General features: G+C 45.6%; 14 protein-coding genes. 7 read left to right on the forward strand and 7 right to left on the reverse strand.

The genetic code is table 11. From position 1 onward, the window contains the following. The first annotated feature begins 83 nt into the window (after positions 1-83). Positions 84-1,496: a D-amino acid dehydrogenase gene (locus RT084_RS03185; protein WP_312115343.1), complete on the forward strand. Its 1,413-nt coding sequence runs from the start codon at positions 84-86 to the stop codon at positions 1,494-1,496. Here RT084_RS03185 and phoR read toward each other — a convergent pair. The 3 genes from phoR to dtd form a co-directional block, all read right to left on the reverse strand. Beyond that, positions 1,471-2,778 carry a phosphate regulon sensor histidine kinase PhoR gene (phoR, locus tag RT084_RS03190; protein ID WP_312384720.1) on the reverse strand — a complete coding sequence of 436 codons (1,308 nt, stop codon included), beginning with the start codon at positions 2,776-2,778 and terminating at the stop codon, positions 1,471-1,473. The genes RT084_RS03185 and phoR overlap by 26 nt on opposite strands. Before the next feature lie 90 nt (positions 2,779-2,868). Continuing rightward, positions 2,869-3,567: a phosphate regulon transcriptional regulator PhoB gene (gene phoB / locus RT084_RS03195; protein ID WP_007115106.1), complete on the reverse strand. Its 699-nt coding sequence runs from the start codon at positions 3,565-3,567 to the stop codon at positions 2,869-2,871. A 190-nt stretch (positions 3,568-3,757) separates the two neighbouring features. Continuing rightward, positions 3,758-4,210: a D-aminoacyl-tRNA deacylase gene (gene dtd / locus RT084_RS03200; RefSeq protein ID WP_007115105.1), complete on the reverse strand. Its 453-nt coding sequence runs from the start codon at positions 4,208-4,210 to the stop codon at positions 3,758-3,760. A 151-nt stretch (positions 4,211-4,361) separates the two neighbouring features. On the opposite strand from dtd, the gene asd reads away from it, so the two are divergent. Together asd and RT084_RS03210 are read left to right on the forward strand one after the other, a co-directional pair. Then, positions 4,362-5,195 carry an archaetidylserine decarboxylase gene (asd, locus tag RT084_RS03205; RefSeq protein WP_100274153.1) on the forward strand — a complete coding sequence of 278 codons (834 nt, stop codon included), beginning with the start codon at positions 4,362-4,364 and terminating at the stop codon, positions 5,193-5,195. 197 nt (positions 5,196-5,392) lie between these two features. Beyond that, positions 5,393-6,634: a multidrug effflux MFS transporter gene (locus tag RT084_RS03210; protein WP_312384726.1), complete on the forward strand. Its 1,242-nt coding sequence runs from the start codon at positions 5,393-5,395 to the stop codon at positions 6,632-6,634. Positions 6,635-6,637: 3 nt separating this feature from the next. Here RT084_RS03210 and RT084_RS03215 read toward each other — a convergent pair whose 3' ends face one another. After that, positions 6,638-7,462 (reverse strand): DODA-type extradiol aromatic ring-opening family dioxygenase, encoded by an 825-nt coding sequence (locus RT084_RS03215; RefSeq protein ID WP_219299572.1) that lies wholly within the window; start codon positions 7,460-7,462, stop codon positions 6,638-6,640. A gap of 157 nt (positions 7,463-7,619) precedes the next feature. Further along, positions 7,620-8,126 (reverse strand): 23S rRNA (pseudouridine(1915)-N(3))-methyltransferase RlmH, encoded by a 507-nt coding sequence (gene rlmH / locus RT084_RS03220; RefSeq protein WP_203172436.1) that lies wholly within the window; start codon positions 8,124-8,126, stop codon positions 7,620-7,622. Between the two features lie 383 nt (positions 8,127-8,509). Between rlmH and rnr the strand changes: the two genes are divergently transcribed. After that, positions 8,510-10,906, forward strand: coding sequence for a ribonuclease R (rnr, locus tag RT084_RS03225; RefSeq protein ID WP_409519589.1), 2,397 nt, complete (start codon positions 8,510-8,512; stop codon positions 10,904-10,906). A gap of 178 nt (positions 10,907-11,084) precedes the next feature. Here the strand turns inward: rnr and RT084_RS03230 are convergent, their stop codons facing one another. Continuing rightward, positions 11,085-11,357 (reverse strand): hypothetical protein, encoded by a 273-nt coding sequence (locus RT084_RS03230; RefSeq protein WP_203172435.1) that lies wholly within the window; start codon positions 11,355-11,357, stop codon positions 11,085-11,087. A 182-nt stretch (positions 11,358-11,539) separates the two neighbouring features. Next, a complete protein-coding gene (locus RT084_RS03235; protein ID WP_284035078.1) occupies positions 11,540-12,328 on the reverse strand; it encodes an endonuclease/exonuclease/phosphatase family protein in 789 nt (262 codons plus the stop codon). Between the two features lie 284 nt (positions 12,329-12,612). Between RT084_RS03235 and RT084_RS03240 the strand changes: the two genes are divergently transcribed. From RT084_RS03240 to RT084_RS03250, 3 genes are all read left to right on the forward strand, one after another. Next, entirely contained in the window at positions 12,613-14,823 is a 2,211-nt protein-coding gene (locus RT084_RS03240) for a M3 family metallopeptidase (RefSeq protein WP_312384732.1), read from the forward strand. Positions 14,824-14,862: 39 nt separating this feature from the next. Beyond that, on the forward strand, positions 14,863-15,114 hold the full coding sequence (locus RT084_RS03245) for a YheV family putative metal-binding protein (protein WP_312384734.1): 252 nt from the start codon (positions 14,863-14,865) through the stop codon (positions 15,112-15,114). Positions 15,115-15,370: 256 nt separating this feature from the next. Beyond that, positions 15,371-16,591 (forward strand): hypothetical protein, encoded by a 1,221-nt coding sequence (locus RT084_RS03250; protein WP_313097640.1) that lies wholly within the window; start codon positions 15,371-15,373, stop codon positions 16,589-16,591. Positions 16,592-16,633: the final 42 nt, after the last annotated feature.

A 16,633-nucleotide genomic window follows, 5' to 3' on the forward strand; every position in this document is an offset into this window, starting at 1 on the left:
CCCACGCTGATAGATTAAAATTTCAGCCCATGTTATTTATAAATGAAAAAAAGCCTCCATGATAACTGGGGGCTTTTTATTGATTGCTAGTCAATCTACATTTTTTATCTATACATATTCATCAGCTAACGACAGTAAGGCAAGTTATGACAAAGCAGGTTATCGTGCTTGGTGCGGGGGTGGTGGGTGTCACTACTGCTTGGCAGCTTCGACAAGCAGGGTTTGAGGTAACGGTAATCGAGCGCGAAAGTAGTGCGGCATTGTCAACATCGTTTGCCAATGGTGGGCAAATATCTGTGTCACATGCCACGCCTTGGGCAAATCCTGATACACCCTATAAAGCGCTAAAATGGTTATTTCGAGAAGATGCCCCATTGTTGTTTCGCTGGCGTCGGTTGTTGGGTTTGCCCGGCAGTACAGCGCAAGATACAGCCCCTGATATGGCACTGTGGCGATGGGGTTGGCAGTTTTTGCAGCAATGCAATGCGAAAAGTGCCGATGCTAATTTGGTGCAGATGGTCAATTTAGGATTATACTCTCGGCAGATACTGGGGGAGGTTAGGGCGCAAACACACATTGATTATGACTGTCTGACACGCGGTATTATGCATTTTTATACCGATCATGCTGAGTTTCAGGCAGCGATAGCACCCACTAAACGGATGCAGCAATTGGGTTGTGATCGGCAAGTGATTAGTGTGGATAAAGCGATAGAATTAGAGCCTGCGTTAACTGGTATTGGCAAAGAATTGGTTGGAGCGACTTATACGGCACTTGATGAATCAGGGGATGCCCAAAAATTCACTCATCGCTTGGCAGCACTTTGTCAACAGCAAGGGGTAACATTTTTATTTAATACTGCTATCAAACGACTTATTTATCATAACCAACACATTGATGGTGTGGAAGTAATCTCCGTTGATAGTAGAGACAATACCGCTTTGCCAGCGCAGTCACAGATACTGTCCGCCGATGCGTATGTACTGGCGTTAGGGAGCTATAGTCCTGCCTTAGTCAAAGCATTGGGTATCAATCTACCCATCTATCCTGCCAAAGGCTATTCAGCCACTTATGCTGTGTTGCGACCCGATGAGACACCTTATGTAAGCTTGATTGATGATGAGTTTAAACTGGTATACTCGCGCTTAGGCGATCGCTTGCGAGTAGCAGGAACGGCTGAATTTAACAGTTTTAACCTTGAGCTAAATCCCATTCGTTGCCAAGCGATTACGCGGCGGGTGAGAGAGGTGTTTGGAGATGCGGTAGATTTGACCGAGCCGAATTATTGGACAGGGCTGCGACCGATGACACCGTCAAATGTGCCGATTATCGGTCGCGCGGTCAATCGCCAAGGACGTATTGATAATTTGTATCTCAACACCGGACATGGCACTTTGGGCTGGACGCACTCGAACGGCTCAGCAAAAGCGATGGCTGATATCATGCAAGGGCGTCAGCCACCAGTAAATTTTAACTTTGTGGGCTTGCAGGATTAAGGGATTGGGTTGGGATACTAGCAGATTTTGGAAAGGTCACAGTAAAGGTCGAGCCTTTGCCAACTGTGGAGGTGATATCCAAGGTGGCATGATGCTGATACAAGACATGCTTAACAATTGCTAGCCCCAAACCAGTACCCCCTGTGTCACGGCTTCGACCCGTGTCCACGCGATAAAAACGCTCGGTTAAGCGCTGAATATGGCGCTGCTCGATACCAATGCCATTGTCGGTCACGCTAAAACATACCCCCGCGTCACACTCATGCCAGCTAATACTAATCTCCCCACCTTTGGGGGTGTATTTCATGGCATTGGTAATCAGGTTACTGAGCGCACTTCGCAGATAATCTTCATAACCCAAAATATGTAACGTGCTGTCGATATGCAAATGAATCATATGGTCGTATGACTTGTTGTACATTTGCGCATCGTCAAACAATTGCATCAGCATTTTGGGAATATCAATGTCTTTGGGCTCAGTAGGTTTTTCATCGTTCTCTAGTCGAGATAATAACAGTAAGTCATTGATGATGTTATTCATGCGCTGACTTTGCTGCATCATCTGAGTAAACGCGCGAGCAATACGCGGATCTAAATCAGGCTGTTCACTCAAAGTCTCCACATACCCCATGATGACGGTAAGCGGTGTGCGAAGTTCATGCGAAACATTGGCCACAAAGTCTTTTCGCATCTGTTCTAAATGCTGAAAACGGGTGACATCATAAATCAGCAGTAATTTTTCTTGCCCAAATTTGGTAATCTTGCACTGCACATAGCGCTCGATATTAGACGGGTTATGGATACGCACACCATCTGGATAGTCTTCAATGTGGTGATAATATTGATGAAAAAGCGGGTTGCGAATAATGGTCAACACATTGCGACCTTGGTCGGGCGCTTTAAATTGAAAAAGCCGCTCGGCAGAGTTGTTCCACCATTCGATACAGTCGTTTTTATCAATCAGAATAATCGAGTCTTGCAATGCGCTCAGCGAGTCACGCACTTTTTGCACCAGCGAAACGGTTTGCTGATGCGCCAATTTCTCTTGGCGATTGACTTGGTAGATATTGCTGGCAACGACACTAAGGTTGGACTCAAATGCAGGCGGCGGCTCATCGGGGTTTTTGTTGTACCATGCTTTAAAGCGTTGTATCGACCATAAAAAATATAGCTGATACAGGCAAAGCCCTATCGCCAGTCCCCAACCCCAAAACCCTAATAGCCCGCCAATCAACAGCCCCGCAACCCCAACTGTCACCACGGGTAAAATGCTCGACCACATATTAATTTTTCTAGCGTCCATTGAGAAAGCTTACTATAGCGAAGTTGGGATAAGTTGGCAAAAATTTCAATGCGATTAATCAGACTATTGTTAGTCGATTTTATTAGAAAAGCGATAGCCTGTGCCACGTACAGTTTGGATATAGTCCGCAAACCCAAATGGCTCAAGCACTTTACGCAGGCGGCGGATATGCACGTCAATGGTACGATCTTCGACATACACATTGCCACCCCAAACTTGATCGAGTAGCTGGGTACGGGTATAAGCCCGCTCGGGATGACTCATAAAGAAAGCCAGTAGCCGATACTCTGTCGGTCCGATATCTACCGCTTTGTTATTGGCACTCACGCGCTGACTGGCAGGGTCTAGCGACAAGCCGCCCACATCAATGGGTTTTTCGCCTGACAATGCGCTACTACGGCGCAATACCGCTTTGATACGGGAAACCAATTCACGGGTGGAAAACGGCTTAGTGATATAGTCATCTGCCCCAGCGTCAAGTCCTTGAACTTTGTTGTCTTCTTCACCTTTGGCAGTGAGCATGATAATAGGAATTTCAGAGAGCATTTCATCTTTCTTTAGGCGGCGGCATAAATCAATGCCTGATAGCCCATTGGGTAGCATCCAATCTAATAAGATGAGGTTAGGGCGATGATCGACCACCAAATGATGGGCTTGAGAGACTTCTGAGGCTTGCAAACAATCAAATCCTGCCATCTCTAGTGTGGTCACGATCATTTCTCGAATGGCAGGCTCATCTTCCACTACCAAAATAGTTTCATTTTTCATAAATTTCTCAAGCGATAAAAATAGGCAACTGTTTGTCAAAATAATTTTATGACAACAATATTACAATGCCCATATTACAACTTCAGAATATGACAAAAAAATGACAATGATAAGTTTTTAGGGCTTTTATTTGTGGTGTTGTAAAAAATTCGGCGTTTGACTCAATTTTTGGTACTTAACATAGGTCGCATCACAGTTCAAAAATAAAATTTATTGGACCATCGTTGCAACTGCTGACTTGCATATCTGCGCCAAATTCGCCTGTTTGCACGGTTGCATATTGCGTCTTGGCATACGCTACTATCTGGGCAAACAAAGCTTTGGCAGTATCGGGCGCCATCGCGGGCTTAAAATCAGGACGTCTACCCGATTGGGTATTGGCAAGGAGGGTAAACTGCGACACTAACAGTAAGCCGCCATTAACCTCTTGCACATTTTTATCCATTTTGCCTAGCTCATTTTCAAATACGCGATAGGTGAGGATTTTATCAATCATTTTTTGCCCCATGGCGAGCGTATCATCATGTCCAAGTCCAAGGTAGACCAGTACGCCGTGTGCAATCTCGCCGACGATTTGTTGTGGGTGAGGCGCGTGGTTAACTGCTACTTTGGCAAATTTCACCCGTTGTAATACTGCTTTCATGATTTTTCCTATCCGTCAGTTTGAGCGTAAGCGGCTTAACTTAAAAGCTAGCTTGTCGCTTAGCTCGTAGCCCAGTGTTTAATATACCGTGATTCTAAGGGGGATTTTGATTATAATAAGCCAACTTTAAAATGCCAATCTCGAGTAACTTATGACCTTGTTTACGACGTTACAATCGCTTGTCCCACAACAAAAAATCAGTGAAATCGCAGGTCGTCTTGCCCAAAGCCGTCATCCGATGGTGAAAAAAACCTTTATTCGTACCTTTGCTTCGGTGTATGGCATCAAGCTAGAGGAATATGCGCGCGGTAGCTTTTCTCAGTATGACAGTTTTAATGATTTTTTTACTCGTGAGCTCAAAGACGGCGCGCGCAAGATTGATGATGACTCAGATGCGCTGATCTGTCCTGCAGATGGCATGATATCGCAATTGGGGCAAATCGATAAAGACCAAATCCTGCAAGCCAAAGGCAAATCGTATGAAGTCGGGCAATTGCTCGCCGATTATGAACTTGGCAAAGCCATGCAAGAGGGGAGTTTTGTCACCGTGTATTTGGCACCGACCAATTATCACCGCGTGCATATGCCGTTTGACGGTACCTTGGTAGAAACCATCTATGTGCCAGGACAGCTATTCTCGGTCAATAACGAGACCGCTGAAAACATTACCGATTTGTTTGCGCGTAATGAGCGCTGCGTGTGTGTGTTTGATACCGAATTTGGTAAAGCCTGCGTTGTGCTAGTCGGGGCGATGATTGTAGCAGGGATTGAAACAGTGGCCACAGGCAAAATCAAACGTAGCGATCGCGTGCAGCGTCAAACCCATCAGATGACATTGAAAAAAGGCGATGAACTTGGGCGGTTTTATTTGGGCTCAACGGCGATTGTGGTGTTACCAAAATCAGCGGGCATGGCTTGGGGCGCAGGTCTTTATAATTCAGTGCCGGTGACAATGGGTCAACGTCTGGGTACTTTTTTGCAGTAAGCTGTCAAGGTATAGGCTAAAAAAGGTGGCAAAGGCTGCCTTTTTTATGCTGTGTTTTAGCCAATCTACATGGTTGATTGCTCACATAAACTAAACGATAACGAAAAATATTTTAGGAAAATTTGTTTATAATAGCCGACTTATGATTTTTACCTGCTTTTTTATTTAGACGCGCTTTTTTATTTAAACTGATCACTATGAACCTACCGCAAACACCGCACCCTCAACTATCGCACGACTTAGACTATCCGACAGTTTGGATTATGATTTTGGGGTTGATTATTGCTATCGGTCCGCTGTCGATTGATATGTATTTGCCGGCCTTGCCCAGTATGGCAAAAGATTTTGGCGTAGCAACGGCTTTTATGTCTAATTCGGTACCTGCCTATTTTGTGGGATTGGTGGTCGGGCAGTTGTTTTATGGTCCGATTTCGGATCGGATTGGGCGCATCAAGCCCTTGTATGTGGGCATGGTATTGTATGTGATTGCCTCGGTGATGTGTGCAACCACCACCAATGAATACGTGTTGTTTGTCTCACGAACGCTACAGGCGTTGGGTGCGTGTGTGGGAACGGTGGTGTCGCGGGCGATGATTCGTGACCGCTTGCATCCTAAGCAAATGGCAAAGGCTTTTTCGCTGATGGTCCTAGTGATGGGGATTGCGCCGATTTTGGCACCAAGCCTAGGGTCGTTGTTGTTAAAAGTCGCCAGTTGGCGGGTGATTTTTTGGTTTTTGGCGGGGTTTGGTATTTTAAATATCGTGCTGACCCGGCTGTTTTTGCATGAAACCTTGACCGATGAGTTTCGCAACAACCGTCCGATGAATGACGTGCTCAGTCAATACTGGGATTTGCTCAAAGATACCCAGTTTAATTATCCTGCGATTGGCGCAGGGCTGCTGATGGGTTCGATGTTTGTGTATATCAGCGCGGCACCTGAGCTAATTATGGAAGGATATGGGGTGACGCCGCAGCATTTTAGCTGGATTTTTGGCATGAATGCGGCAGGTTTTATTGGGTTGACACAGGTCAACCAATGGTTGGTGAACCGTTATCGTCTAGTCAGCTTGCTGCGCTTTGGGGCGGTGATGCAAGTAATCGCGGCAGCGTGTTTGATGCTGCTAGGCTTAGTCTTTGGCACGCAAGCTTGGCTGCCGTTGGTGCTCGCCAGTATTTTTTGTTGTATTGCAGGGTTAGGACTCACTCAGCCCAATTCAGGTGCCATTGCTTTGGCATTTCAAAAACACCGCGCTGGCATGGCGAGTGCCTTGCAAGGCTCTCTTAACTTTGTCGTCGGTATTTTTGGCGGATTAGTATTAAATATCCTGCCCTTTAATCCCGTCGCCAAGCTAGGTATTACCATGTTTATGCTCATGACTATCGGCGCATTTTTGGTATTTCAAATCGACAAAAATCTTGATGTGGCGGATGTGGACTAAGGGTTAGTCAAACCGATACACATCCATACCCAAACTAAAATGGGCAAAACTTTCATGCACGATACTCATCTTTGAGCCTGCGCCTGCCGCAAAAAATAACGGCAATAAATGCTCAGGGGTGGGGTGATTGTGATGAGCAAATGGATGTGACCGCCAATCTAAAGCCGTTGGCATATGTTGTTTGAGTTGATGAATCAACCAATATTTAAATTCACGTGCCTCAGCATCCACCTCACCACTATCAAACTGTACCTGCGCCAAATTATGGGTGACACTGCCAGAGCCGATGATTAATACTTGCTCTGCCCGTAGCGGCGCTAATAAAGCCCCCAGCTGAAAACACGCATAACTATCAAAATGCTGCGGCAGCGAAAGCTGCACAATCGGCACATCTGCCTGCGGATACAAATGCACTAGCGGCGACCATACCCCATGATCAAAGGGACGCAGTCGATTGACCGACGTGCTAACACCCAAAGCCTGCAACTGCTGTGCCAGCTGCTCAGCAATCAGGCTATCGCCTTTGACAGGATAATCGATTGTATACAGTTTCTTTTGAAAGCCGCTAAAATCATGCCAAGTAGCGGGCGCCGCATTGCCATTGATTTCTAGATGCTGGCTTTGCCAATGCGCAGAGATGATGATAATCAAGCGTGGTTTTGGTAGATTTTGCCCAAATTTGTTCAGCGCTTGGGTAGTACGGTTGTTTTCGATCGCAATCGTCGGCGCCCCATGTGAGATAAACAAACTGGGCAAGGTATAAAGCTGGTACGGTGTTTTGGGTAAAAATGGCTGCAGGCTGATTGGTTGTTTCTCGGTTTTTTCCATCAATTTTCTTAAAGTTGCAGTGATAAATAGAAATGCTAATGAATTAATAAGGATTAACTAAAAAGGATTAATAGGTTAAATAAGGGAAAAATTCGCAAAAACAAGCCATGTCAGCGATTTCATACATAATCAAACATAAAAGGTTAACTAAAAAAACTTAAAAATAATCACCGCGATGATACGGATGATGATGGATAATGGTCATAGCGCGGTACAGCTGCTCCATCAGTAGCACGCGTACGAGCGGATGCGGCAAGGTAAGATTGGACAGCGACCATTTGAATGTCGCATGGGCTAAAACCTCTTTTGAAATGCCATCAGCACCGCCAATCACAAACGCCATGTCATCACCCAACTGCATGGCTTCGCCAACTTTAGCCGCTAAATCTTCGGTTGATAAATTCTTACCGCGGACGTCTAGACAAATCAGCTGCTCACGTTTGCCTGCTGAATTTTTGGCTTGGTGCGCTTGCAGAATTAGCCCGCCTTCGGTGATGGCATATTTTTCAAGTTCGGCAGACGAAGGGTTTTTGGTACGTTTGCAGGCGGGGATTTCAACGATTTCGGTGCTGAGCATGGGCTGAATACGTTTATGATAGTCGTCAAATCCCGTCTGCACCCAAGCTGGCATTTTTTGTCCAACCGCTAAAATTCTTGCTTTCATGGGTTCCCCTCTGTTAGTTTTTTGACCAATCTATGTCACTGTCTATATCACTGTGGCGATTCACCGTTAGCCATTGAACACTCATTACCGAAGCCAACTATATTTTCGCTATCGAAGCCAGCTATATTAAAGCTTAATTCCAGCTATATTAAAGCTTAAAACGAACCATTTAAAAACCAACCATTTAAAAACGCTTGCAACGCACCCATATACAATGCGATAAAGCCTAAAACAACCTAAGCTGAGCCAAAGCCTGAACTAAAACTAAGCTGAGCAACAAAATTTTAACATGATTTTATCGCTGTGATGGATAATACTTCCCCTAGCATTTAACGAAGGTGATAAAATAATTTGCATGACAAAGTTTAAATGACAAATTTTAAATGATAAGAAAAGACGACAACAATATGAAAAATTGGCAAGACCCCAATGCCGCTGTTGAAGCAGCCAACTATGACAACCCGATTCCAAGCCGTGTACTGATTTTACAAACCCTACTTGAGCGCGGACAAGCTACCCAACACGAGCTTGCGACGATTTTTGATTTGGATGACGATGAGTACGACGCACTGGGCAACCGCTTAAAAGCTATGCTGCGGGATGGACAATTAAGCCGTGATGCCGACGGCGGCAATCCTTATATTTATCGCCCATTGACTGAGAACGATGCCGTAACTGGCGTGGTCGCTGCCCATGCCAAAGGCTTTGGCTTTGTCGTGCTTGATGATATGCCGGATTTGTTTTTGAATGAAACTGAAATGCGCTGGGTATTTCATGGCGATAAAGTAAAAGCTATCGCCACTAGTACCGACAACCGTGGTCGTATGATGGGTCGTGTGTTGTCAGTGGTATCCCATGCCCAGCTACAATATATTGGTAAACTTGCAAAAGATGACGATGGTTACTTTGTAGAACTGATTAGCCCAAACAATCATCAACCGATTACGGTGACGGAAGAAAACGTCGAAGCGCTACAACTCAAAATGGGTGACCCCGTCAAAGTCGATATCATTGACTATCCCACCCAACATGAATATGCGACGGGGAAAATTACTGAAAGCTTGGTCGATGATAACGAGCGTGAATTGATTATCAAAACTACGCTGCTAAATTACGATATTCCCCATGAATTTAGCCCAAAAGTCATGCAGCAAGTCGATGCCTACAAAGAGCCGACACAAAAAGACTATCAAGACCGTATCGACTTACGTGCCTTGCCGCTAGTCACCATTGATGGCGAAGACTCGCGCGACTTTGATGATGCCGTCTATGCCGAAAAACGTCGCGGCGGTGGCTACCGCTTGGTGGTCGCGATTGCCGATGTCAGTCATTATGTAACTGCCAACTCAGTACTTGACCAAGAAGCCTATGAGCGTGGTACATCGGTGTATTTCCCGCATTTTGTGGTGCCGATGCTCCCTGAAAAACTCTCCAACGGGCTTTGCTCTTTAAACCCAAGTGTTGACCGCTTGTGTATGGTAGCCGACATCATACTATCGCGTAGCGGTAACGTGACCAGCTATGAGTTTTATCCAAGCGTGATGCACTCTCAAGCGCGATTGACTTATAACCAAGTCAATGATTATTTTGCCCAAGTTCAAGGGGAAACGCCCAAATCCGAAGTGCCTGTCACTATCACCGGTAATAAAGCGGTCAAAAAATCAATCGATGTGCTGTATGATTTGTACAAAGTGCTATTGGTCAAACGCGAACAGCGCCATGCGATGGAGTTTGAAACCCAAGAGACTTATATCAAGTTTGATGAAGCAGGCAAAATCAGCGCCATCGTGGCACGGACGCGTGGTGACTCGCATAAGCTCATCGAAGAGATGATGCTATTGGCAAATACCTGCGCGGCTGAGTTTTCGCTCAAGCATGAATTGCCGGTCTTGTATCGCAATCATGATACCCCAGAGGCAGAAAAAGCCGCTCGCGTCAGTGACTTTGTGAAGCATTTTGGTTTGTCATTTCCTGAAGAAAACCCGACGCAGGCAGATTATCAGCGTATCATTGAAGCGACACGCGAGCGCCCTGATGCGATTAGTATCCATAGTGTGCTACTGCGCTCCATGCAGCAAGCCAACTATGCAGCGACCAATATCGGGCACTTTGGGCTTGCGTATGAGGAATACAGCCACTTTACCTCACCGATTCGCCGTTATCCCGACTTGATGCTACACCGTGCCATCAAAGCCAAAGTGACGGGCAAAAAAGCGCCGCTGCCAGATTGGTCACTAGAAGATGCGGGTGAGCAGACCTCAATGACAGAGCGCCGTGCCGATGAAGCCAGCCGTTTTGTTGAGCAGTGGCTCAAAGCCCATTATATGAAAGACCATATCGGTGAAGCGTTTGATGCAGTGGTTACCACAGTGACCAATTTTGGCTTGTTTGTGACTCTCACTGATTTATTCATTGATGGCTTGATTCATATCTCGCATTTGGGCGAAGATTACTTTGTATATGATGACAAGGCGCAGCAGTTATTTGGTGAAAAATCAGGACTGGTGTTTGGACTGGGTGATAAAATCCGTGTCAAAGTCGCTGCCGTCAATATGGAGACCCGGCAGATTGATTTTGATTTGGTGGCACAGCTGGAAAAATCGTCATTTAATAATCGCGGTAAAGGCAAAAGTCGCGGTCAATCGCAAGCGGCCTCTAATTCTGTTCAATCCAATCCCAACGCGCCATCTAATCCTAACGCGCCATCTAAGCCAAATGAGAACGTCAGGAAAGCAAAAAGCGCTAAAAATAAAAGTAACGCGCGCAACAAATCTCGTTAATGAAAAAAAGGGCAATATAATTTGCCCTTTTTTTATCGTTGAAACAAATACCTACTAAAACAAAAAACGCCTTTGTCCACTTAATCTTAGTCATTTGATGTTAGCGACTTAATATTAGCCACTTGATGCGCTTTAACCAGTCTTGCTTGGCGGTGCTAGCAGCTAATACGCCAAGTTATTATTGCGTGGTTTTCTCTGCGCTCGCCAAGTTGTTGGATGAGGTCTGAGCGGTTTGATTCAAATCTGTTGTTGCCTTATCAAGCACTTGTTTAGGCTGCTCGCCAATCGATGACGTATCGTTTGATGCTATGGCTAAGGGCGCCGAGGCGGCACTACTATTGGCTTGATTGGATGCAATGACTTGCTGGGTACGATGTGATGATATTAGGTTAAAAATGGCGAGTGCGGTGATGCCTAATATCGCAAAAATAATGAGTAATTTTGGCTGCATGAGGATTTCCAGTGTAGCGTCAATTTGGCTAACCGATGTCTAAAGCCTGACGTCTAAAGTCTGTGGCTTAAAACGTCAAATCGGGTTTCGCTAGGACAAAAATTGACAGTCATGTCTATAAAAATTGCTAGGCTACCTTGCTGCAAAAATCATGCAAGTTTAATCTGTTAATCTTTTAATGTCTAATCTGGCAGCAGACTGACTTCGGCACTAACCGGCAAATGGTCAGAGAGATTTGACCAAGGTTGTCCCTTATGCACCCAAGCACGGTGTACTTGTAGGTTACGGACATAGATACGGTCAAGGCTTAATACCGGAAGCTTGGCAGGGAAGGTGGGCAGTAATTTGCCATGGTGGGTCAGCACGGCTTCTTGTAAATTAAGGTCACAGCCAAGCTTTTGACAGGATAACTTTTTCCAGTCATTGAAATCGCCTGCCAATATCAGCGGCGTGGATTGGTCGATTTCGTTATTGATATACTGGCTTATCACCTCATATTGTTTTTCACGGTCATTTTCCCTTAAGTTTAGATGCGCGCAAAGCACGATGATGGGCGTATGCCAGCCTTTGGGCTGGATTTCGCAGTGCAATACACCACGCTGCTCAAGGCGGCTCACTGTGATATTGACATTGTGTTTGGGGTCGAGCGGATGGCGACTTAGTACCGCATTGCCATGATGACCGTGGTTATATTCGACGTTTTTGCCATAGCTGTTTTCAAGCTGTAGATACTCGCCAAACCATTCATGTTGGGACTGGTCGGGAAATTCATTGTATTTCACCACCCGTTTGAGATTTTGACCTTGGACTTCCTGCAAACAGATAATATCAGATTGCACTTGGTCAAGTGCAGCAGCGATGCCTTCCATTTTGACAAAACGATTGAGGGGTGACATGCCTTTATGGATGTTATAACTGGTGATGATTAGGCTGTTTTTTGGTTGTTTGGCGCCTGATACTTGGTTAGACACTATTTCGTTAGATGCTACTGGCTTAGGTGTTATTTTTTTAGGTGTTAGTGAGCGCATAATAAAATCACAGTGATAAACATGGCATTATTTTAACGTGAAATTGTACCGCTGGCTTGTTTTGACAAAAAATTGTCACAATATAATGATTGTCGACATTTATGTCGCAAAGCTGTGTAGCAAAATGGGGTAGCTTTGCCAAGCGTTGCGGTTTTTATGCTAAAATTTTGGGCAATGACGACTTTTACTTTCAATCATCAACGAGCGATAAAAAATTGGAAAACAGTATGACCAACGATGTAGAAAATCCGACAAAAAATTTACACCTTGTTGAATTTAATCAATTAGCGCTTGAGCGACTCAAAACGGCAATCGATGAGGCGTTGGCGAATGGACATGCGTTTTTGACTATGCTTGATGATGAAGCCGACCTCGATAACAAAGCTGGGCAAGCTAATAGTCAAGTTAACGATGCACACCTCAGCAGCCAACAAGCGCTCAATGATATCATCGCTTTTGACCATGTGAATTTAGCATTAGACCGCAGTTGGGGCTTGCTATCGCACTTAAATAGCGTGGTCAGTGATGAGCCAATCCGTGAACTGCACCATGCATTATTGCCCGCGCTTTCTGCCTACGGTACGGCGGTTGGTCAACATCTCCCGCTGTATCAACGCTATCAGCGTGTGGTGAGCGATCAGTCATTTTTTGAGCGTTTAGAGCCTGCAAGACAACGCTCGTTGACTTTGGCGCTACAGAGTTTTGAGTTATCTGGTGTGGGTTTAGCGGAGGCGCAAAAACAGCAATTTGCTACCCTTGCCAGCGAGTTATCTACGCTATCGGCTAAATTCTCCGATAACGTGCTCGATGCTACCCAAAGCTACTTTTTACCGTTAAGCGAATCGCAACTGGCAGGACTGCCTGAATCTGCGCTTGCCATGCTGGCAGATGCGGGCAGGCGATACACAGAAAAATTCCCTGAGCAAGTATTGGCAACACCTTATGTCGCGACACTTGATATCCCAGTCTATCTTGCGGTGATGACCTATGCCGATGACCGCGAGTTACGCGAAACCTTGTATCGTGCGTATGTCACTCGTGCCTCTGAATTGTCAGCGCAGCCAGAATTTAATAATGCCGATATCATGGCGGATATCTTGGCAAAACGCGCACAAAAAGCCCAATTATTGGGCTATGACAATTTTGCTGAATTATCACTTGCCACCAAAATGGCGGACAATGTCGACACTGTAGAGCAGTTTTTACGGGATTTGGCAGACAAGGCACGACCCTTTGCCATGCAGGATTTAAAACAACTGCAAGTTGAAGGTTTGGCGTTTGGCATCGGTGATGAGGGCGATGAGGTGCGACCTTGGGATACGGCGTATCTGGCAGAAAAAGTCAAACAACGTCAATTTAATCTATCGCAAGAACAAGTGCGTCCGTACTTCCCAGTGCCGACAGTCATCGCAGGCTTATTTGAGATTGTGCAAAAACTGTATGGCATTCAGATTGAAGATAAAACTGCAAGCACCCAGCGCTGGCATGATGACGTGCGTTTTTATCAAGTTTTTGATGAACATCAGCAGCTTATCGGTGGTTTTTATTTTGATTTATATGCCCGTCCTGGCAAACGCGGTGGCGCATGGATGAGTGGTTTTCAAGCGCGTTATCAACACGATGATAGCGGTTATCAGCAGTTACCTGTTTGTTTTATGGTGGCAAATTTTAGCCCTGCGCCAACGGGTACACAGCGCGGCAAACCTAGCTTATTAACCCATGATGAAGTGTTAACCCTTTTTCATGAGTTTGGACATGGGTTGCACCATCTGCTCACTGAAGTGAATGTTGGCGATGTGGCAGGCGTGAATGGCGTCGAGTGGGATGCAGTTGAGCTACCCAGTCAGTTTATGGAAAACTGGGCATGGCACCCTGAAGGGATTGCATTAATCAGCCGTCATGTCGATACCGGTGAAACGTTGCCAGAGAGCATGCTACAAAGTATGCTCGCTGCCAAAAATTTCCAAAGCGGCATGCAAACCCTGCGCCAGCTAGAGTTTGCGCTATTTGATTTGTTATTGCATGCCAAAACCCCAGCACCCGACTATCACCAGTTACTGGCGTTACTCGATAGCGTGCGTGCCGATGTGTCGATTATGCCGACCGCCAGTTATAACCGTTTTGCCAATGGCTTTAGCCATATTTTCGCAGGCGGCTATGCGGCAGGGTATTATTCTTACAAATGGGCAGAACTGTTGTCAGCCGATGCGTTTAGCAAGTTTGAAGAAACCAGTATTTTTGATAAAAACGCTGGCAAATCCTTCCGTGATAACATTTTAGCCAAAGGCGGTAGCCAATCTGCAAAAGCCAACTTTGAGGCATTTCGCGGTCGTGAAGCCCGTATTGATGCGCTGTTACGTCACTCGGGATTTTTAACCAGCAGCTATGATGAACTGCTGAGCGATGACACTGATAACGCCAACACCCAAGCTTGGTAACACGGTTGTCAAAATACAGGCTATTAAAAAGAAGAAACTATGAGATATCAATCCAATCGCCCCAAACGTCAATTTTTGGCAGGGGTGGCTTGTCCAAGCTGCAAAGCACTGGATAAAGTTGTTCAGATTCAGCTATATCAGCCCGAGTATGATGAGTATATCGAGTGTACGGCATGTGGCTATAACGAGCGTCGCCCAACACCCGATGATGTCATTGACATTCAGCAATCCAATCATCAGGAAACTGTTCATTATGGCGACGATGGCGCGGGTATTGTTAGGTTTAAATAAGCCAAGTTTAAGCGGTTTGGGTAAATTTTGGCAAGGTTAACGAGTTTAAGCGTCCCTGATACAATTAGGGTGGTCAAATTATGGCGTTCAAAGTAGGTTTTTGTGCCAAAAGTTGTTATTTTTGATTGCGGTTTGTTATAGTAACAAGCAAACGAATGTACACCATCATTTTCATGCCAGCTTGGCATATACATCGCTAGCATGAAATCGTACAGACATCTGACCCGCCCGACATGGATAGGGATATTGACCCAACATGAAATTATTTAGCCTAAAAAAAAACAATGACTCTATAGCCCCGACTAGCAAAGATGTCAATCCATCATCACAGCTGGCTGAAAATCCAACGACAGGGGTGTCAGATAATGCGTTGCAGCTTGATACAACTCAGGCGCCGATGCAAGCGACTAACTACCCAGACACATCCCCAAAAACGACAGCAATCACAAATGCGTTTTCGCTAGATACCATTGATTTAAACCAGTTGGAAGACGAATTACTTCATGGCAAAACCGACTATACCGCAGATGATACAAAAGCGGCTGATACTGTCGCGCCTAAAAAGCTGAGTTTTGATGATTTTGATTTGGATGAGCTACCCAGCGTTGTTGAACCCAATACCACTGTGACTCTCCAAGACACTGCTAATACATCGACAGTGTCACAGCCTGTACCGTCACAGACAACCGATAACGCGCTGACATTTGATATTGATAACCTACCGCTAGCAGCTAAGCCAGACCCAGACCTAAACCTAGAACCAAACCCCCATAGCGCGCAAGCACAGCCCATCGCATCACAAAGTAGTGATGAAAATACTGACGAAAGTAGTGATAAAAAAATTATTGAGACTATCGAGGCTATTGAAACGACGCCACCGGTTGTATTAACCAAAACAAAACCCGAAATTAAAGCGGTTATCGCCCAGATAGCAAACCCATTTTTAAGACCGCCAAGTCAACCACTAGCGAAACGGACGTTAAAAAAACGCAATCAACTTGGGTTGCTAGTGGGTGCAGGGTTGGCTCTAGCTGCCTTGGTATGGTTTTTTATAGGGCAGTCAAACGAGCCGAACAAATCCACCGCGCAGTCACAGATGCAGACACAGACGCAGACCCAAGCGCACGCAATACCCAAAACTGCAGCACCTGTGGTAAAACCACAAGCTAGCGCTAGCTTGCCTGCCGCGTCAACCGTCACAGTGGATGCAACCACTAGCTCAGCCCATGCGACCGCAGCGCTACCGGCAATCACGCCAGAAGAAATTCTTGCACCGACACTGCCTGAAGATCCGGCGATTGCCAAAGAAGAGCTAAGTCGATTGTCAGAGCAGAGCGCGCAGCTAAAAGAGCAAGAAACCATGATGCAAGACCAGCTGCGTATGATGAATGAGCTGAGTAGTAAAAAAGAAGAGCGTATCCAGCTGCTAGAACAGCAAGTTGCACAGCTTGAACAGCAAAAAGCCGCCAACAAATAACCACCCACAAATAACGACCAACAAATAACTGGAACGCTAAGT

It is taken from the genome of Moraxella sp. CTOTU48717 (genome assembly GCF_032057165.1).
In the GTDB taxonomy this organism is placed as follows: Bacteria; Pseudomonadota; Gammaproteobacteria; order Pseudomonadales; family Moraxellaceae; genus Faucicola; species Faucicola tetraodonis.